This window comes from Burkholderia stagnalis (genome assembly GCF_039848545.1).
GTDB classification, from domain to species: Bacteria; Pseudomonadota; Gammaproteobacteria; order Burkholderiales; family Burkholderiaceae; genus Burkholderia; species Burkholderia stagnalis.
Genome location: NZ_CP156685.1, coordinates 134,406 through 151,786, shown reverse-complemented (window position 1 = coordinate 151,786; position 17,381 = coordinate 134,406). Strand labels below are relative to the sequence as shown.

The following is a 17,381-nucleotide window of genomic DNA, read 5'->3' as shown; positions in this document are numbered from 1 at the left end:
CGTCCGACTCAATACCGCCGGCGCACTCGCGTGCCCGGCGGTTTTGTTTTGTAACGAGCGGGCGGCGCGTGCGGCGAACGGCGCATGATGATCCGGATCGAACGCTCATGAGCGCGTGTCGGCACGCGCGCAGCAAGGAGGAACAGCAGCATGTGGATCAAACGTCCTTTCCGGGGCGCATTGCGCGGCGACGACATCGCGCGCAGCGAAATCACGCCGCGCGCGGTGTTCGAGAACCGTCGGCGCGTGTTGCAGACGGCCGGCATCGCGGCGGCGGGCGGCCTGCTGGGCGGCAGCGGCGCGGCGTTCGCCGCGTATGCGTCGCCCGACGCAAGGGCCGCGAAGCTGGCGGCGAAGACCAATCCGACATTCGTCGTGGCCGACAAGGTGACGCCGTTCAAGGACATCACCTCGTACAACAATTTCTACGAGTTCGGCACCGACAAGGGCGACCCGGCGCAGAACGCCGGCACGCTGCGGCCGCGCCCATGGCGCGTGAGCGTCGAGGGCGAGGTGCAGCATCCGAAGGTGTTCGACCTCGACGATTTGCTGAAGCTCGCGCCGCTCGAGGAGCGCGTCTACCGGCTGCGCTGCGTCGAGGGATGGTCGATGGTGATTCCGTGGATCGGCGTGCCGTTGGCGGAGCTGATCCGACGCGTGCAGCCGACCGGTAACGCGAAATACGTGCAGTTCGTCACGCTCGCCGACCCGTCGCAGATGCCGGGCCTGTCGACGCCGATTCTCGACTGGCCGTATTCCGAGGGCCTGCGGATGGACGAGGCGATGAATCCGCTGACGCTGCTGACGATGGGCGTCTACGGGCAGGTGCTGCCGAACCAGAACGGCGCGCCGGTGCGGATCGTCGTGCCGTGGAAGTACGGCTTCAAGAGCGCGAAGTCGCTCGTGAAGATCCGTTTCGTCGACCGTCAGCCGCCGACCAGCTGGCACACCTACGCGCCGAACGAGTACGGCTTCTACTCGAACGTCAATCCGGCCGTCGACCACCCGCGCTGGAGCCAGGCCACCGAGCGGCGCATCGGCGAGGACGGCTTCTTCACGCCGAAGCGCAAGACGCTGATGTTCAACGGCTATGGCGAGTTCGTCGCGTCGATGTATCAGGGCATGGACCTGAAGAAGAACTTCTGACGCGCCGGTGAGGAACGACATGCCCCCTTCGATGCTCACGCCCGCGCGCGCCGCGGATGCCGCCGCACGGCCACCGGACAGGGTCCGCAACGCCGCGCCGCGCTGGCTCGCACCCGCCAGGGCACTGGTGTTCGCGGCCGGCCTGTATCCGCTCGCGCGCGTCGTGCTGTTCGGCCTGACTGACCGCCTCGGCGCCAATCCGATCGAATTCGTCACGCGCTCGACCGGCCTGTGGACGCTCGTGATGCTGTGCGTCACGCTCGGCGTGACGCCGCTGCGGCGGATGACCGGCGTCGCCGCGCTGCTGCGCTTGCGCCGGATGCTCGGCCTGTTCGCGTTTTTCTACGCGACGCTGCACTTCACGACCTACCTCTGGTTCGACAAGTGGTTCGACCTGGCGGCGATCCTGAAGGACGTCGGCAAGCGGCCGTTCATTACCATCGGCTTTGCCGCGTTCGTGTTGCTGATCCCGCTCGCCGCGACTTCGCCGCGCGCGATGGTGCGCAGGCTCGGGCGCCACTGGGCGACGCTGCATCGCACGATCTACGCGGTCGCGCTGTTCGGCGTGCTGCACTTCTGGTGGATGAAGGCCGGCAAGCACGATCTCGCGCAGCCGAAGCTGTATGCGGCGATCGTCGCGGCGCTGCTCGGCTGGCGCCTCGCCGCATGGGGATGGCGGCGCGTGCGAGGCTGATGGGGCGCGCTTCGCTGCGCGCCAAAAAGAAAGGCGATGACCGTGTGGTCATCGCCTTCTCAGTGCGCGGCGCGGGTTACTGCACGCTCGCCGGGCCGGAGGCGGGCGCCGGCTTGCCCGTCGATGAGGCGCCGCTCGACAGCTCCGGCGACAGCGTCAGCGGCGTGCCGGACGTATCGGGCATGCTGGCGGACGAGGAAGCGGTTTCGTCGTCCGGCTTGACGTCGGCAGGCGGCGCGTCCTGCTGCTGCTCGATCGGCTTCGGCGGCAGCGGCGGCACATTGGGCAGATAGAGCGGACCGCGCTGACCGCAGCCTGCAAGAATCGCCAAAGCCGCTACAATCGCGCTCATCCGGAAAACCACTCGCATGATCGTCCCTGAACAATTGAACCGATAGAGTTTAGCATGTCCGATACCGATTACCTGACCCGTGCCGAGGCCGTGCTGGCGGCCGTCGAGCGTACCGTGGATGCCGCGAACGACGGCGATCACGACATCGACCTGGAGCGCAACGGCAGCGTCCTGACGCTGACGTTCGAGAACGGCTCGAAGATCATCGTCAACCTGCAGCCGCCGATGAAGGAAGTGTGGATCGCCGCGAAGGCGGGCGGCTTCCATTACCGCTACGTGGACGGCGCGTGGCGCGACACCCGCACCGGCACGGAATTCTTCTCGGCGCTCAGCGACTACGCGACGCAGCAGGCGGGGATGCCGATCACGTTCAGCGCCTGAGCGGATCGAACCGCCGTATCAATGAAAAAGCGGCCCGCGGGCCGCTTTTTCGTGTCTGCGCGGAACGTCAGTGGCCGCGGAACAGGTTCATGATGTCCTGCTTTTCCTGTTCGTCGACGTGCGGCGCCTCCTCCTCACCTGCATCCTGCGCCGCCGGCGCCTGAGCCACGCCGACCGTCGACACGAAGCCATGCCCCGGCGTGAACTCGGCGAAATACAACTCGCTGCCGAGCGTCGTGACGTCGTCCGGCATCGCCGGCTTGAATTCGGGCACGCTCTTGAGCGCGGCGCCCATGTAATCGATCCACACCGGCAGCGAGAGGCCGCCGCCGGTTTCGCGGTCGCCGAGGCTGCGCGGGTTGTCGTAGCCGATCCATGCGATCGCGGCGAGCGAATGCTGGTAGCCGGCGAACCACGCATCGTGCGAGTCGTTGGTCGTGCCGGTCTTGCCCGCGAGGTCGGTGCGCTTGAGCATGTTGGTCTTCGCGCCGGTGCCGCGCTGCGCGACGCTCTGCAGCAGGCTGTTCATCACGTACGCATTGCGCGCGTCGATCGCGCGCGGCGCGTTCTGCTCGGCGACGAGCGGCTGCGCGCGCGCGACGACCGCGCCGTTCGGATCGGTCACCTCGGCGATCAGGTACGGATTGACGCGGTAGCCCCCGTTCGCGAACACCGAGTACGCGCCGGCCATCTGCAGCGGCGTGACGAGGCCCGCGCCGAGCGCCATCGGCAGGTAGGCCGGGTGGCGCTCGGCGTCGAAGCCGAAGCGCGTGATGTACTGCTGCGCGTATTTCGTGCCGATGTGGTTGAGGATCCGGATCGACACGAGGTTGCGCGAGCGCTGCAGCGCGGTGCGCATCGACATCGGCCCCTCGAAGCCGCCGCCGTAGTTCTTCGGTTCCCACGGCTGGCCGCCCGTTTCCGCGGCGCTGAAGAACAGCGGGCCGTCGTTGATGACCGTCGCCGGGCCGAGGCCCTTGTCGAGCGACGCCGAGTAGATGAACGGCTTGAACGACGAACCCGGTTGCCGCCACGCCTGCGTGACGTGGTTGAACTTGTTCTTGTTGTAGTCGAAGCCGCCGACGAGCGAACGGATCGCGCCGTCCTGCGGAACGATCGAGATGAACGCGCCTTCGACCTGCGGCAGCTGCGTGATCGTCCATTTGCCGTCGTCGTTCTTCACGACGCGCACGATGGCGCCCGGACGGATGCGCCGGTTCGGCTGCGCATTGGCCGACAGCGCGCTGGCGGCGAAGCGCAGGCTGTCGCCTTCGAGCGTCGCGCTGCTGCCGTCGATGAAGGCGATCGTGATCTGGCGCGGGGCCGCCGCGGTCACGACCGCCGCGATCAGCTCGCCGTTGTCCGGGTGTTCGAGCAGCGCGTCGTCGATCGCCTGCTCGCGATCGTCGGCGCCGGCCGGCAGCTCGATGAAGCCTTCCGGCCCGCGATAGCCGTGGCGCCGCTCGTAATCCATGATCCCCTTGCGCAGCGCGCTGTAGGCGACCTGCTGATCGGCGGAATCGACCGTCGTGACGACGTTGAAGCCGCGCGTGTACGTTTCCTCGCGGTACTGCGCGTACATCATCTGGCGCACCATTTCCGCGACGTATTCCGCGTGCACGCTGAACTCGCGGCCGGCGCCCTTGACGACGAGCGGCTGGGCGATCGCCTCGTCGTATTGCTCGCGCGAGATGAAGTTCAGCTCGAGCATGCGCTGCAGGATGTACTCCTGGCGCACCTTCGCGCGCTTCGGATTGACGACCGGGTTATACGCGGACGGCGCTTTCGGCAGCCCGGCCAGCATCGCGGCTTCCGCGAGCGTGAGGTCCTTCAGGTCCTTGCCGAAATAGACGTGCGCGGCGCTCGCGAAACCGTATGCGCGCTGGCCGAGATAGATCTGATTCATGTAGACCTCGAGAATCTGATCCTTCGTCAGCGCGCGCTCGATCCGGTACGCGAGCAGCATCTCGTAGATCTTGCGCGTGTAGGTCTTTTCGCTCGACAGGAAGAAGTTGCGCGCGACCTGCATCGTGATCGTGCTCGCGCCCTGCGACGCATGGCCGTTCGTCAGCGCGACGAAGCCGGCGCGGATGATCCCGGTGAGATCGACGCCGCCGTGGTCGTAGAAGCGCGCGTCCTCGATCGCGAGGATCGCCTTCTTCAGCGAATCGGGCACGTCCTTGAAGTGGACGATGTCGCGCCGTTCCTCGCCGAATTCGCCGATCAGCACGTGATCGGACGTGTAGATGCGCAGCGGAACCTTCGGACGATAGTCCGTCAGCGCGTCGAGCGACGGCATGTTCGGCGACGCGACGACGAGCGCGTAGCCGAGCACGAGCGCGCCGCACAGGACGAGCGCCACGCACACCGCAGCGAAGCCGAGCAGGACTTTCAGCCACCAGGGGCGTTTCTTCGGCTCCGGGGCGGGGGGCGGGGACGTAGGGGACGTGGATTGCATAGGCATACCGGAAAACAGTCCCGCGATTATAGCTGCCCGGTATGACCGGTCCTGACGCGGGCGACGGGCCGCGCACGGGCGCGGGTTGCCGTGCTTCCAGCATAGCGCGCCGGTGCGCGCGGAGCGCGACGTTGGCCGTTCGGCCGACTGTCGGCGGCCCGCGCCGCTGCGCAGAATGCAAGCCTGGGATTGCGGCATGGGCCGCAGCGATGGCGGGAGGCTTGGATGGCCGGACGATGGGCGGTGCGACGCGCGATGGGCAGGCGCACGGCGACGGGGATCGACGTCGCCGCGGGTGACGTGAGGGTGGTGGTGGTGAGCCGGCGGCGGCGCGGCATGGACGTGCGCGTCGAAGGCATCGACACGGAACCGCTCGGGCAGCCGGACGGGCCCGACGACGTGCGCTGGGTGGCGGTCGGGCGCGCGCTGTCCGCCGCCGTGTCGCGGCTGTCGGCGCGCGGGGTGCGGTGCGACGTGTCCGGCGTGATGGCGCTGCGCGACGACGAGATGCGCACCGCGACGCTCGACCTCGCCGGGCGCGACGATATCCCCGATGCCGCGCGGCAGGCCGCCGAGCGTATTTCCGGGCTCGCGCCGGACAGTCTCGCGTTCGACTGGCGGCCCACGGACGGCGCGCGGCTTGGCGAGATCGCGATCGCCGCCGCGCCGCAGGCCGCCTTGCAGCGGCGGATCGAGGCGGCAGCGGCGGCGGGTGTCGATCTGACGGGGGTCGACTGCGAGCCGATCGCCGCGCTGCGGGCGTTGCGCTTTGCCGCGTTGTGCGAACCGGACGCGCACGAACCCTGTTTCGCACTCTGGTTCGCCGATGCCGGCGTGCGCGGCTGGTTGCTGGACCGCGGCGCCGCGGTGCAGCAGTTCGCGTTCCCCGATCGCGCGCACGGCGCGCTGCCCGATGCGCTGCGCGCGTTGGCGCGCGGCCCGGCCCGGTGCACGGTGGTCGGCGGCGATACGCGGTATCTCGCTCGGTTCGGCACCTCCGTCGCGGAGGTCGGTGACTTGCTCGGCGCGATCGTTCTGCCGTTCGATTGTGCGCGCTGGGCCGGCGGCGGCCCAGTGGCGCGATCCGGCTCGACGGACGGGCCCGCGTTCGCGGTCGCGTTCGGACTCGCGCTGCGCGGGGTGTGGGAATGAGGGCGCGCGGCGTGCCTGCGGACGCGTCATGGGGGCCAGCTGCCGGGCAGGCATGGCTTGACGGGTTCAACCTGCTTCCGTACCGCGACCGTCTCGCCCGCGCGATGCGCCGGCGCCGGGCCGCGCAATGCGGCGCGGCAATCCTGCTCGGGGCGGCGGGCGTCGGGATATGGACGGGCAGCGCGGCGTGGCTGCGGGTACGAACGGACGCCGAACGCGCGCGTGTCGAGGCGGGCCTGTTGCGGCGGCAGCCGCAGGTGGACGCGGCGACGCGCGCTGCCCGGCAGGCCGCGGCCGCCGCGCAGCGCGATGCGCAGGCGGCGGCGCTCGCGGCGCCTTACCGGCAGGCGGCCGGGCTGCTCGCGCTGCTGGTGCGCGTGCGCGACGACGAAGTCCGGCTGGACGCGCTGCGCACGACATCCGCCGGCGCGGTGCTGGATGCGCGGGCTGCGAGCTACCGGGCGGCGGCGCGCTGGCTCGCGCGGATCGCGCGCGAGCCACATGGATGGCGCGTCGACGTCGACGCGCTGACGCCCGCTCCGCCCGACCCGGCGGGCGCGGTGCGCATGCCGTTCCGGTTCTCGGTGAAGTTGAACTGGCAGGCGGCTTCGCCGCGCCAGGAGGCCAAGCCGGAGGCGCGGAAATGACGGCGCTCGCGAATCGATTCGGTTATGACGGCGTCTCGCGGCCGGTCGTCATGCACGTTGCGGGCTGCGCGCTGGCATTCGGCGCGGTGCTGGCGGGCGGCATCCATCTGGCGGACAGCGCGGACTGGGGCGGACTCGCACGCAGCCGCGCGTCGCTGGAGGCGGCCATCGCGCGCGCGGCTACGGCCGAACGGGTGCTTGCCGACGCGTCCCGCCATCGCGCGGCCCGCGCCGAGACGGGCGACAGCAGCGGCGCGCCGGCTGCACCAGGCTGGCCGGCGGTGCTGCTCGAACTGGCGGAACTGGCTGCGTCGAGCGGGCTGCAGGTCGTCGCGCTCGAGCCGCAGGCCGGGCAGGACGCGAAGCCGGAGGGCCGGCGCACGGTGCGCATCGACGCAAACGGAGGTTTCCCCGCGCTGCGGCGGATGATCGACGGGCTGGCGGCATTGCCGGTGCTGGTCGTGCCGGCGGCGATACGGGTCGAGCGCGATAGCCGGACGGCGCGCGTGGCGCTCTCGCTCGATGTGTTCCCCGCGTTGCGCGGCGGCGAGGCGGCATATGGCGAAGGGCGGCGCCATGAGGATACGGCGGATGCCGATCCGTTCGGGGCGCCGGCGGCGCCCGGGGCGGGCAGCGTGCTGCCGTCCCGGCTGGCCGGCGTGATGCGGGATGCGCGCGCCGGGCTTGCGCTGTTCGATGACGGCATGGGCGCGATCATGGCGGTCGCGGCCGGGGAGGCCGTTGGCGCGATGCGTGTGATGCGCGTCGAGCCGGACGCCGTGATGCTCGCCACGGCGTCCGGGGCGCGCAGGATGGTGCTGGACGACGGAGGTGCGCAATGATGATCAGCATGGGGCGGCGAGCGCTCGTCGGGATCGGGCTTTATGCCGCAGCGGCATCCGGCGCGCTGCCGCCGCCGGTGCCGCCTGAGTGGCCGCCCGTGGCGTCGCGTGCCGACGGGCCGCACGTGCCGTTGCCGCAGGGTGCTGTCGACGGCAGCGAGATCGCGTCGTCGGCGGTGGAGCCGCCATTGCAACTGGAGCCGGCGCCGCGCGCCGCGCCTTCGGCGCCGGTCGCGACGCCCGCGCTCGAAGGTCCGCCGATCCCGCTGCCGCCGCCCGTGCGCATGAGCGACGCGGCCGCGCGGCGCCCGGGCGATGCCGACGACGCGCGGCGGATCTCGCTGAACCTGCAGGGCGTGAGCCTCGCCGCCGCGTTCGATGCCTTCGCGCGGTTCACCGGGCTCAACATCATCGTCAGCGAACAGGTGCGCGGCACGGTGTCGTTACGTCTGAACAATGTGCGCTGGCGGGCCGCGTTCGATACGCTGCTCGATACGCACGGGCTCGCGATGTCCCGTCGCGACGACGTGATCTGGATCACGCCGGCGGCAGAGCTGGCCGCGCGGGAGCGCGAACGCTTCGAGGCGCATGCGCGTGCGGCGGAACTCGAGCCGCTAGCCAGCCGCACCTTCGTGCTGCGCTATCCGCGCGCGCAGGACGTGCAGCGGCTCCTGACCGGCGGTGCGGGGCAGCGCCTGCTGTCGAAGCGCGGGGCGGCGGCGGCCGATGCGCGCACGAACCTGCTGTTCGTCACCGACCTCGCGCCGCGCATTGCACAGATCGCCGGCCTGATCGACGAAATCGACCGGCCGTCGCGGCAGGTTCGGATCGAGGCCCGGATCGTCGAAGGCGAGCAGGGTTTCTCGCGCAACCTGGGCGCCCGCGTCGCGCTGCGCGCCCAAGGCCGCACGGCGACAGGCGGCGATGGCGCGGCGGGCGCCGCTGCCGAGCGCAACGCACTCGATCTCGCGGCGCGGCCGCTCGGCGGCTTCGAAGCCGCTACGGCCGGGTTCACGCTGTTCGCCGCGCCGCTGAGCCGCGTGCTCGACATCGAATTGAGCGCGCTCGAGGCGCAAGGGCGGGGGCACATCGTGTCGAGTCCGCGCGTCGTGACGGCCGATCGCGCCAAGGCGATCGTCGAACAGGGCGCGGAGCTGCCCTATCAGGCCAAGGTCGGCAATGGCGTGAGCGGCGTGCAGTTCCGCCGGGCGACGCTGAAGCTCGAGGTCGAGCCGCAGATCACGCCGGACGGGCGCGTCGTGCTCGACCTGGACGTCACGAAGGACAGCGTCGGCGAGCCGACGGCGGCCGGCCCGGCGATCCACACGAAGCATGTGCAGACGCGCGTCGAGGTGGAGGATGGCGGGACGGTCGCGATCGGCGGGATCTACGAGCAGTTGCGCCGGGACGATGTGACGCGGGTGCCGCTCTTGGGCAAAATACCAGTTCTGGGCGCGCTGTTCCGGCATCGCGCGCAGCGCGACCAGCGCAGCGAGCTGGTCGTCTTCATCACCCCGACGGTCGTCGGTTCGCGTTGCGACGCGACCGGCACGGCCGGCGAGGATGCCCGTGAAACGGGGCCGGAAGCCGCCGGCGCAGGCTCGACAAGGCAGCCGCTTTGCCAGTAAGCTGCGCCACACACCAGCAAGATTGAAGCAGAGGAATGCCGTTGCAAGCGCGGGACCCACACGCAAACGTATTTTTCGTCGGCCTTATGGGAGCGGGTAAGACCACCGTGGGCCGGGCGGTCGCGCGCCGGCTCGACAGGGCATTCTTCGACTCCGACCACGAGATCGAGGCACGCACGGGCGCACGCATTCCGGTGATCTTCGAGATGGAAGGCGAAGCCGGGTTTCGCGACCGCGAATCGCAGGTGATCGCCGAGCTCACGCAGCGCGAGAACGTCGTGCTCGCGACGGGCGGCGGCGCGGTGCTGCGGCCCGAAAATCGCGAATTCCTGAAGGCGCACGGCATCGTCGTCTATCTGCGCGCCAATCCGCACGATCTGTGGCTGCGCACGCGCAAGGACAAGAACCGGCCGCTGCTGCAGACCGAGGATCCGAAGGCGCGTCTCGAGGCGCTCTATGAAGTGCGCGATCCGCTGTATCGCGAATGCGCGGATTTCGTCATCGAAACCGGCCGCCCGTCGGTCAACGGGCTCGTCAACATGGTGCTGATGCAGCTCGAACTGGCGGGTGTCGTCGCCAAGCCATTACAAGCATGATTACTGTCAACGTCGATCTGGGCGACCGCGCCTACCCGATTCATATTGGCGCCGGCCTGATCGGCCGCACCGAGCTGTTCGCCCCGCACATCAAGGGCTCGTCCGTCACGATCGTCACGAACACGACGGTCGATCCGCTATACGGCGACGCGCTGCGCGCCGCGCTCGCGCCGCTCGGCAAGCGCGTGTCGACGGTCGTGCTGCCGGACGGCGAGGCGTACAAGAACTGGGAAACGCTTAACCTGATCTTCGACGGCCTGCTGACCGACCGCGCGGACCGCAAGACCACGCTCGTCGCGCTCGGCGGCGGCGTGATCGGCGACATGACCGGCTTCGCGGCCGCGTGCTACATGCGCGGCGTGCCGTTCATCCAGGTGCCGACCACGCTGCTGTCGCAGGTCGATTCGTCGGTCGGCGGCAAGACCGGCATCAACCACCCGCTCGGCAAGAACATGATCGGCGCGTTCTACCAGCCGCAGGCGGTGATCGCGGACATCGGCGCGCTGACGACGCTGCCCGACCGCGAGCTGGCGGCCGGCATTGCCGAGATCATCAAGACCGGCGCGATCGCCGACGCCGCGTTCTTCGACTGGATCGAGGCGAACGTCGACGCACTGAACCGCCGCGAGCCCGGCGCGCTTACCGAGGCCGTCAAGCGCTCGTGCGAGATCAAGGCGAGCGTGGTCGCGGCCGACGAGCGCGAAGGCGGCCTGCGCGCGATCCTCAATTTCGGCCACACGTTCGGCCACGCGATCGAGGCCGGGCTCGGCTACGGCGAGTGGCTGCACGGCGAGGCGGTCGGCTGCGGGATGGTGATGGCGGGCGACCTGTCGGTGCGGCTCGGCCTGCTCGACGAAGCGTCGCGGCAGCGCCTGGATGCGGTGATCGCGGCCGCGCACCTGCCGACTCGCGCGCCCGCGCTCGGCGACGCGCGCTACATGGACCTGATGCGCGTCGACAAGAAGGCCGAGGCGGGCGCGATCAAGTTCATCCTGCTGAAGCGCTTCGGCGATACGCTGATCACGCCTGCGCCCGACGAAGCGGTGTTCGCTACACTGGCGACGACGACGCAATAACCCCGGCCCGGCTGCCCGGCGCCCTTGACGTGGAGGAGACGGTGAGCGAGACATCCAGCAGCAAGTTGCCACGCCAGCCCCGGAGCGCGTCCGCTCCGGTGGCCGAGCCGCCGACCCTGGCGGCGCTGGAGGCCCATCTCGCCCCGTATGCCGCCCACGCGTCGCAATCGCGCGGCCGGCGCCACCCCGAGCCGCCGCCGGCGGCGCGCACCGAATTCCAGCGCGACCGCGACCGCATCGTCCACTCGACCGCGTTCCGCCGGCTCGAATACAAGACCCAGGTCTTCGTCAATCACGAAGGCGACCTGTTCCGCACCCGTCTCACCCACAGCCTCGAAGTCGCGCAGATCGCGCGTTCGGTCGCGCGCAACCTGCGGCTGAACGAGGATCTCGTCGAGGCGATCTCGCTCGCGCACGATCTCGGCCATACGCCGTTCGGCCATGCGGGGCAGGACGCGCTGAACGCATGCATGCGCGAGCATGGCGGCTTCGAGCACAACCTGCAGAGCCTCGCCGTCGTCGACGAGCTCGAGGAGCACTATGGCGCGTTCAACGGCCTGAACCTGTGCTTCGAGACGCGCGAAGGCATCCTCAAGCACTGTTCGCGCGACAACGCGCGCAAGCTCGGCGCGCTCGGCGAGCGGTTCCTGCAGGGCCGCCAGCCGTCGCTCGAGGCGCAGCTCGCGAACATCGCCGACGAAATCGCGTACAACAACCACGACGTCGACGACGGCCTGCGTTCCGGGCTGGTCACGATCGAGCAGCTCGCGGAAGTCGAGCTGTGGCAGCGCCATTACGCGGCGGCGCTCGCCGAATTCCCGCATCTCGAAGGCCGGCGTCTCGTGCACGAGACGGTGCGCCGCATCATCAACACGCTGATCGTCGACCTGATCGACGAGACGACGCGCAATCTCGCGCGCGTCGCGCCCGCGTCGCTCGACGACGTGCGCGCGGCGCCGCCGCTCGTGTCGCACAGCGAAGCCGTCGCCGCGCAGGCGGCGGCCCTCAAGCGCTTCCTGTTCAAGAACCTGTATCGCCACTACAAGGTCATGAGGATGGCGAACAAGGCGCAGCGCATCGTCACCGGTCTGTTCGACGCGTTCATCGACGATCCGCGCCTGCTGCCGCCGCAGTACCAGTCCGAGGACGCGTCGAAGCAGCCGCGCCTCGTCGCGCATTACATCGCCGGCATGACTGATCGTTTCGCCGTGAAGGAATACCAGCGTTTGTTCGTCGTCAGCGACAACTGACTGTCACAAACGATCACTAGACTGCGCCGGTTCGCTGGCGACGGGAAAGGTGTACCCGCCGTTGGTATCGTTTTCATAGGAGAGGTCGATGGAGAAGAAGCCCGTAGGGACGCTGGTTCGTTCGCTCGCGCTCGGGGGCGCGCTGATGTTCGGCGCGCAGCATGCGGCATTCGCGGCGACGGAGATCCAGTTCTGGCATGCAATGGAAGCCGCGCTCGGCGAGCGGGTGAACGAGATCGCGGCGCAGTTCAACGCGTCGCAGAGCGACTACAAGATCGTGCCGGTGTTCAAGGGCACCTACGACCAGGCGCTCGCCGCGGGCATCGCCGCGTATCGCAGCGGCAACGCGCCGGCGATCCTGCAGGTCTACGAGGTCGGCACCGCGACGATGATGCAGGCGAAGAAGGCGGTGGTGCCGGTCTACGACGTGTTCAAGCAGGCCGGCGTGCCGTTCGACGAGAAGGCGTTCGTGCCGACCATCGCGAGCTACTACAGCGACGCGAAGACGGGCCACCTCGTGTCGATGCCGTTCAACAGCTCGACCCCGGTGCTGTATTACAACAAGGACGCGTTCAAGAAGGCCGGGCTCGACCCGAACCAGCCGCCGAAGACCTGGGCCGAGGTCAAGGCCGACGCGGAGAAGCTGCGCCAGTCGGGCATGGCGTGCGGCTTCACGACCGGCTGGCAGGGCTGGATCCAGCTCGAGAACTACAGCGCGTGGCACGGCCTGCCGTTCGCGAGCCGCAACAACGGCTTCGACGGCGCCGACGCGGTGCTCGAATTCAACAAGCCGCAGCAGGTCGCGCACGTCCAGTTCCTGCAGCAGATGGCGAAGGACGGCACGTTCACGTATGCGGGCCGCAAGGACGAGGCGTCGGCGAAGTTCTATAGCGGCGACTGCGGGATCATGACGACGTCGTCGGGCGCGCTCGCGACGCTGCACAAGTTCGCGAAGTTCGATTTCGGCACCGGCATGATGCCGTACGACGCGGACGTGAAGGGCGCGCCGCAGAACGCGATCATCGGCGGCGCGAGCCTGTGGGTGCTGGCCGGCAAGGATCCGGCGACCTACAAGGGCGTCGCGAAATTCCTCGCGTTCCTGGGCTCGCCGGCCGTCGCCGCGAAGTGGCACCAGGACACGGGCTACCTGCCGGTCACGACGGCCGCGTACGACCTGACGCGCCAGCAGGGCTTCTACGCGAAGAACCCGAGCGCGGAAACCGCGATCAAGCAGATGCTGAACAAGGCGCCGCTGCCGTACACGAAGGGGCTGCGGCTCGGCAACATGCCGCAGATCCGCACGATCGTCGACGAGGAGTTCGAGCAGGTCTGGGCGCAGAAGAAGTCGCCGAAGGACGCACTCGATTCCGCAGCGAAGCGCGGCGACGAGCTGCTGCGACGCTTCGAGAAGTCGGGCAGCTGAGCGCGCGTCGCGCCGTGCCGCCGGCCGCGTCGCGCGCATCCGCGCGGCGGCCGGCGGCCGTTCATCCCTCCCGTTTGGCCTGACCGGATCCTTGCGATGCAATCCCGTTCCCGTTTCGGTACGAGCCTGCTGCCGTACCTGCTGATCGCGCCGCAGCTCGCGATCACCGGCGTGTTCTTCCTGTGGCCCGCCGGCGTCGCGCTGTGGCAATCCACGCAGATGCAGGATGCGTTCGGCACGTCGAGCGAGTTCGTCGGCATGGCGAACTTCACGCGCCTGTTTGCCGATCCGCTGTATCTCGACTCGTTCCGCACGACGCTCGTGTTCAGCGCGCTCGTCACGGTGAGCGGGCTCGTCGTGTCGCTGCTGCTCGCCGCGTGCGCGGACCGCGTGGTGCGCGGCGCGCGCGCATACCGCACGCTGCTGATCTGGCCGTATGCGGTCGCGCCGACGATCGCGGCCGTGCTGTGGGCATTCCTGTTCAACCCGAGCATCGGCCTGATCACCTTTGGGCTCGCGAAAGCCGGGATCGTCTGGAACCACGCGCTGAACGGCGGGCAGGCGATGTTCCTGATCGTGCTCGCGTCGGTGTGGAAGCAGGTGAGCTACAACTTCCTGTTCTTCTACGCGGGGCTGCAGGCGATCCCGCGCTCGCTGATCGAGGCGGCCGCGATCGACGGCGCGGGCCCGGTGCGGCGCTTCTTCCACGTCGTGCTGCCGCTGCTGTCGCCGACGAGCTTCTTCCTGCTGGTCGTGAACCTCGTGTACGCGTTCTTCGACACGTTCCCGGTGATCGATGCCGCGACCGCGGGCGGCCCCGCGCAGAGCACCAAGACGCTGATCTACAAGATCTTCACGGAAGGCTTCCAGGGGCTCGATATCGGCAGCTCGGGCGCGCAGTCGGTCGTGCTGATGGCGATCGTCGTCGGGCTCACGGTGATCCAGTTCCGCTTCGTCGAACGCAGGGTGCAATACGCATGATCGAGAATCGCAAGGGTTTCGACCTGTTCTGCCACGCGGTGCTGATCGCGGGTGTCGCGCTGCTCGTGTTTCCCGTCTACGTCGCGTTCTGCGCGGCGACGATGAGCGCGCAGGAAGTGGTCAGCGTGCCGCTGTCGCTGGTGCCGAGCACGCACCTCGTCGAGAACGTCGCATACATCTGGCGGCACGGCAGCGGCGGCACGACCGCGCCGTTCGGCCGGCTGCTCGCCAACAGCCTCGCGATGGCGCTGGGCATCGCGATCGGCAAGATCGCGGTGTCGATCCTGTCCGCCTACGCGATCGTCTATTTCCGCTTCCCGTTCCGGAACACGGCGTTCTGGCTGATCTTCGTCACGCTGATGCTGCCGGTCGAGGTGCGGATCTTCCCGACCGTGCAGGTCGTGTCGACGCTGCAGATGACCAACTCGTACGCGGGGCTCACGCTGCCGCTGATCGCGTCGGCCACCGCGACCTTCCTGTTCCGCCAGTTCTTCATGACACTGCCCGACGAGCTGATGGACGCGGCGCGCATCGACGGCGCGGGGCCGCTGCGCTTTTTCTGGGACGTCGTGCTGCCGCTGTCGAAGACGAGCATCGCGGCGCTGTTCGTGATCACCTTCATCTACGGCTGGAACCAGTACCTGTGGCCGATCCTGATCACGACGGAGGCGTCGCTGTCGACGTCGGTGGTCGGCATCAAGACGATGATCGCGAGCGGCGATGCCGCGACCGAATGGCAATACGTGATGGCGGCGACGCTGCTGGCGATGATTCCGCCGCTCGTCGTCGTGCTGGCGATGCAGCGCTGGTTCGTGCGCGGCCTCGTCGATTCTGAAAAGTAACCACGGACACGCTACGAGGAGAAGGACGACGTATGGCTGCGCTGAGCTTGAGGGGCGTCAGGAAATCCTATGACGGAAAGCAGCAGGTGTTGCACGGCATCGACGTCGAGATCGCCGACGGCGAATTCATCGTGCTGGTCGGGCCGTCCGGCTGCGGCAAGTCGACGCTCTTGCGGATGATCGCGGGGCTCGAGAGCGTGACGGACGGCGAGATCGCGATCGGCGAGCGGGTGGTGAACGCGCTCGAGCCGAAGGATCGCGACATCGCGATGGTGTTCCAGAACTATGCGCTGTATCCGCACATGACGGTGGCGCAGAACATGGGCTACGGGCTGAAGATCCGCGGCCTCGAGCGCGCGACGATCGACGCGCGCGTCGCCGCGGCCGCGAAGATCCTCGAGCTCGAGCCGCTGCTCGCGCGGCGGCCGCGCGAGCTGTCGGGCGGCCAGCGGCAGCGGGTCGCGATGGGGCGCGCGATCGTGCGCGAGCCGTCGGTGTTCCTGTTCGACGAGCCGCTGTCGAACCTGGACGCGAAGCTGCGCGTGCAGATGCGGCTCGAGATCCAGCGGCTGCATGCGCGGCTCGCGACGACGAGCGTGTACGTGACGCACGACCAGATCGAGGCGATGACGCTCGCGCAGCGCGTGATCGTGATGAACCGCGGCTACGCGGAGCAGATCGGCGCGCCGGTCGACGTGTACGAGAAGCCGGCGACGGTGTTCGTCGCGGGCTTCATCGGCTCGCCGGCGATGAACCTGCTGCAGGGGCGGCTGTCCGCGGACGGCGCGACGTTCACCGTCGCGGGCGGCGGGCCGGACCTGCCGGTCGCGGACGCGCCGGGCCTCGGCACGGAGATCGCGACGGGCCGCGACTGGGTGCTCGGCGTGCGCCCGGAGCACATGACGCCGCAGCCGGGCGTGCCGCATGCCACACTGCCGGTCGATTCGTGCGAACTGCTCGGCGCGGACAACCTCGTGCACGGCCGCTGGGGCGCGCACGACGTCGCGGTGCGCCTGCCGCACGCGGACCGCCCCGCGCGCGGCACGGCGCTCGCGGTCGCGCTGCCCGCGCACCGGCTGCATTTCTTCGATCCCGAGACCGGCAAGCGCGCCGGCTGAATCCGCTGCGAGGCCTACTGATGACTTTCCGCCCTGACTGGCCCTATCCGCGCGTCGTCGCCCATCGCGGCGGCGGCGCGCTCGCGCCGGAGAACACGCTCGCCGCGCTCGCCGAAGGCGCGCGGCGCGGACACACGATGGTCGAATTCGACGCGAAGCTGTCGGCCGACGACGTGACCTTCCTGCTGCACGACGACACGGTCGACCGGACCTCGAACGGCCACGGGCCCGCGGCGACAATGCGCTATGCGGAACTCGCGGCGCTCGACGCCGGCGCGTGGTTCGACGCGCGCTTCGCGGGCGAGCGGATGCCGACGTTGGAAGCGGCGGCGGCGCGCTGCATCGCGCTCGGGCTGGCGGCGAACGTCGAGATCAAGCCGTGCCCCGGCCGCGAGCGCGAGACCGGGCGGCGCGTGGCCGCGGATGCCGCGGCGCATTGGCGCGACGCCGCGGTGCCGCCGCTGCTGTCGTCGTTTTCGTTCGATGCGCTGCAGCATGCGCGCGAGGCCGCACCCGGCCTGCCGCGCGGGATGCTGTACGAGGCCGTGCCGGACGACTGGCGTGCGCAGGTGGTCGATGCGCTCGGCTGCGTGTCGCTGCATGCGGACCACACGCGGCTCGACGAGCCGCTGGTGCGCGCGATCAAGGCGGCCGGGCTGCGGATCCTCGTCTATACGGTCAACGACCTCGAACGGGCGCGGCAGCTCGTGAGCTGGGGCGTCGACGCGGTCTGCACGGACCGCATCGACCTGATCGGCCCGCACGCGCTGGATGCGATCGTGCAGCGCGCATGAT

The 17,381-nt window shown here is 69.3% G+C and carries 18 protein-coding genes; 15 read left to right on the top strand and 3 right to left on the bottom strand.

Annotated features, from left to right (window positions below):
• Positions 1-8 precede the first annotated feature (8 nt).
• The gene (locus ABFO07_RS00725; RefSeq protein WP_155636129.1) at positions 9-152 is read right to left on the bottom strand and encodes a hypothetical protein; all 144 of its coding nucleotides are present in this window, start codon (positions 150-152) and stop codon (positions 9-11) included.
• Between ABFO07_RS00725 and msrP the strand changes: the two genes are divergently transcribed.
• Both msrP and msrQ read left to right on the top strand, forming a co-directional pair.
• Positions 151-1,146 (top strand): protein-methionine-sulfoxide reductase catalytic subunit MsrP, encoded by a 996-nt coding sequence (gene msrP, locus ABFO07_RS00720; protein WP_060016991.1) that lies wholly within the window; start codon positions 151-153, stop codon positions 1,144-1,146. The genes ABFO07_RS00725 and msrP overlap by 2 nt on opposite strands.
• A gap of 19 nt (positions 1,147-1,165) precedes the next feature.
• Positions 1,166-1,840, top strand: coding sequence for a protein-methionine-sulfoxide reductase heme-binding subunit MsrQ (gene msrQ / locus ABFO07_RS00715; RefSeq protein WP_059883738.1), 675 nt, complete (start codon positions 1,166-1,168; stop codon positions 1,838-1,840).
• 76 nt (positions 1,841-1,916) lie between these two features.
• Here the strand turns inward: msrQ and lptM are convergent, their stop codons facing one another.
• The gene (gene lptM / locus ABFO07_RS00710) at positions 1,917-2,210 is read right to left on the bottom strand and encodes an LPS translocon maturation chaperone LptM (RefSeq protein WP_059883737.1); all 294 of its coding nucleotides are present in this window, start codon (positions 2,208-2,210) and stop codon (positions 1,917-1,919) included.
• A gap of 36 nt (positions 2,211-2,246) precedes the next feature.
• Between lptM and cyaY the strand changes: the two genes are divergently transcribed.
• A complete protein-coding gene (gene cyaY, locus ABFO07_RS00705) occupies positions 2,247-2,573 on the top strand; it encodes an iron donor protein CyaY (protein WP_059803082.1) in 327 nt (108 codons plus the stop codon).
• A 67-nt stretch (positions 2,574-2,640) separates the two neighbouring features.
• Here cyaY and ABFO07_RS00700 read toward each other — a convergent pair whose 3' ends face one another.
• Positions 2,641-5,031, bottom strand: a complete 2,391-nt coding sequence (locus tag ABFO07_RS00700; protein WP_124482771.1) for a penicillin-binding protein 1A — start codon at positions 5,029-5,031, stop codon at positions 2,641-2,643.
• 225 nt (positions 5,032-5,256) lie between these two features.
• Between ABFO07_RS00700 and ABFO07_RS00695 the strand changes: the two genes are divergently transcribed.
• The 12 genes from ABFO07_RS00695 (at position 5,257) to ugpQ (ending at position 17,380) form a co-directional block, all read left to right on the top strand.
• Positions 5,257-6,183, top strand: a complete 927-nt coding sequence (locus tag ABFO07_RS00695) for a competence protein ComA (RefSeq protein WP_347468051.1) — start codon at positions 5,257-5,259, stop codon at positions 6,181-6,183.
• Positions 6,180-6,830, top strand: a complete 651-nt coding sequence (locus ABFO07_RS00690) for a hypothetical protein (protein WP_059883735.1) — start codon at positions 6,180-6,182, stop codon at positions 6,828-6,830. Before ABFO07_RS00695 ends, ABFO07_RS00690 begins: the two co-directional genes overlap by 4 nt.
• Positions 6,827-7,672, top strand: coding sequence for a hypothetical protein (locus ABFO07_RS00685; RefSeq protein ID WP_060288856.1), 846 nt, complete (start codon positions 6,827-6,829; stop codon positions 7,670-7,672). The genes ABFO07_RS00690 and ABFO07_RS00685 overlap by 4 nt, the downstream gene beginning before the upstream one ends.
• Complete coding sequence (locus ABFO07_RS00680) at positions 7,669-9,300, top strand: type IV pilus secretin PilQ (protein ID WP_375861556.1); 1,632 nt, start codon at positions 7,669-7,671, stop codon at positions 9,298-9,300. Before ABFO07_RS00685 ends, ABFO07_RS00680 begins: the two co-directional genes overlap by 4 nt.
• Before the next feature lie 41 nt (positions 9,301-9,341).
• Positions 9,342-9,896, top strand: a complete 555-nt coding sequence (gene aroK, locus ABFO07_RS00675) for a shikimate kinase AroK (RefSeq protein ID WP_059558441.1) — start codon at positions 9,342-9,344, stop codon at positions 9,894-9,896.
• Positions 9,893-10,972 carry a 3-dehydroquinate synthase gene (aroB, locus tag ABFO07_RS00670; protein WP_347468048.1) on the top strand — a complete coding sequence of 360 codons (1,080 nt, stop codon included), beginning with the start codon at positions 9,893-9,895 and terminating at the stop codon, positions 10,970-10,972. The genes aroK and aroB overlap by 4 nt, the downstream gene beginning before the upstream one ends.
• Before the next feature lie 41 nt (positions 10,973-11,013).
• The gene (locus ABFO07_RS00665) at positions 11,014-12,222 is read left to right on the top strand and encodes a deoxyguanosinetriphosphate triphosphohydrolase (RefSeq protein ID WP_059803106.1); all 1,209 of its coding nucleotides are present in this window, start codon (positions 11,014-11,016) and stop codon (positions 12,220-12,222) included.
• Between the two features lie 88 nt (positions 12,223-12,310).
• Positions 12,311-13,645, top strand: coding sequence for a sn-glycerol-3-phosphate ABC transporter substrate-binding protein UgpB (gene ugpB, locus ABFO07_RS00660; RefSeq protein WP_059920550.1), 1,335 nt, complete (start codon positions 12,311-12,313; stop codon positions 13,643-13,645).
• 96 nt (positions 13,646-13,741) lie between these two features.
• On the top strand, positions 13,742-14,626 hold the full coding sequence (gene ugpA / locus ABFO07_RS00655) for a sn-glycerol-3-phosphate ABC transporter permease UgpA (RefSeq protein ID WP_059803071.1): 885 nt from the start codon (positions 13,742-13,744) through the stop codon (positions 14,624-14,626).
• Positions 14,623-15,468: a sn-glycerol-3-phosphate ABC transporter permease UgpE gene (ugpE, locus tag ABFO07_RS00650; RefSeq protein ID WP_059883732.1), complete on the top strand. Its 846-nt coding sequence runs from the start codon at positions 14,623-14,625 to the stop codon at positions 15,466-15,468. The genes ugpA and ugpE overlap by 4 nt, the downstream gene beginning before the upstream one ends.
• Before the next feature lie 32 nt (positions 15,469-15,500).
• The gene (locus tag ABFO07_RS00645; RefSeq protein WP_059803067.1) at positions 15,501-16,586 is read left to right on the top strand and encodes a sn-glycerol-3-phosphate import ATP-binding protein UgpC; all 1,086 of its coding nucleotides are present in this window, start codon (positions 15,501-15,503) and stop codon (positions 16,584-16,586) included.
• A gap of 20 nt (positions 16,587-16,606) precedes the next feature.
• Positions 16,607-17,380 (top strand): glycerophosphodiester phosphodiesterase, encoded by a 774-nt coding sequence (gene ugpQ / locus ABFO07_RS00640; RefSeq protein ID WP_060027746.1) that lies wholly within the window; start codon positions 16,607-16,609, stop codon positions 17,378-17,380.
• Position 17,381 lies beyond the last annotated feature (1 nt).

What these genes read in the sequence shown, in the direction of transcription:
- msrP (WP_060016991.1), top strand. Translation starts at nt 151, where the DNA reads ATGTGGATCAAACGTCCTTTCCGGGGCGCATTGCGCGGCGACGACATC.
- ABFO07_RS00725 (WP_155636129.1), bottom strand. Translation starts at nt 152, where the DNA reads ATGCTGCTGTTCCTCCTTGCTGCGCGCGTGCCGACACGCGCTCATGAG.
- msrQ (WP_059883738.1), top strand. Translation starts at nt 1,166, where the DNA reads ATGCCCCCTTCGATGCTCACGCCCGCGCGCGCCGCGGATGCCGCCGCA.
- lptM (WP_059883737.1), bottom strand. Translation starts at nt 2,210, where the DNA reads ATGCGAGTGGTTTTCCGGATGAGCGCGATTGTAGCGGCTTTGGCGATT.
- cyaY (WP_059803082.1), top strand. Translation starts at nt 2,247, where the DNA reads ATGTCCGATACCGATTACCTGACCCGTGCCGAGGCCGTGCTGGCGGCC.
- ABFO07_RS00700 (WP_124482771.1), bottom strand. Translation starts at nt 5,031, where the DNA reads ATGCAATCCACGTCCCCTACGTCCCCGCCCCCCGCCCCGGAGCCGAAG.
- ABFO07_RS00695 (WP_347468051.1), top strand. Translation starts at nt 5,257, where the DNA reads ATGGCCGGACGATGGGCGGTGCGACGCGCGATGGGCAGGCGCACGGCG.
- ABFO07_RS00690 (WP_059883735.1), top strand. Translation starts at nt 6,180, where the DNA reads ATGAGGGCGCGCGGCGTGCCTGCGGACGCGTCATGGGGGCCAGCTGCC.
- ABFO07_RS00685 (WP_060288856.1), top strand. Translation starts at nt 6,827, where the DNA reads ATGACGGCGCTCGCGAATCGATTCGGTTATGACGGCGTCTCGCGGCCG.
- ABFO07_RS00680 (WP_375861556.1), top strand. Translation starts at nt 7,669, where the DNA reads ATGATGATCAGCATGGGGCGGCGAGCGCTCGTCGGGATCGGGCTTTAT.
- aroB (WP_347468048.1), top strand. Translation starts at nt 9,893, where the DNA reads ATGATTACTGTCAACGTCGATCTGGGCGACCGCGCCTACCCGATTCAT.
- ugpB (WP_059920550.1), top strand. Translation starts at nt 12,311, where the DNA reads ATGGAGAAGAAGCCCGTAGGGACGCTGGTTCGTTCGCTCGCGCTCGGG.
- ugpA (WP_059803071.1), top strand. Translation starts at nt 13,742, where the DNA reads ATGCAATCCCGTTCCCGTTTCGGTACGAGCCTGCTGCCGTACCTGCTG.
- ugpE (WP_059883732.1), top strand. Translation starts at nt 14,623, where the DNA reads ATGATCGAGAATCGCAAGGGTTTCGACCTGTTCTGCCACGCGGTGCTG.
- ABFO07_RS00645 (WP_059803067.1), top strand. Translation starts at nt 15,501, where the DNA reads ATGGCTGCGCTGAGCTTGAGGGGCGTCAGGAAATCCTATGACGGAAAG.
- ugpQ (WP_060027746.1), top strand. Translation starts at nt 16,607, where the DNA reads ATGACTTTCCGCCCTGACTGGCCCTATCCGCGCGTCGTCGCCCATCGC.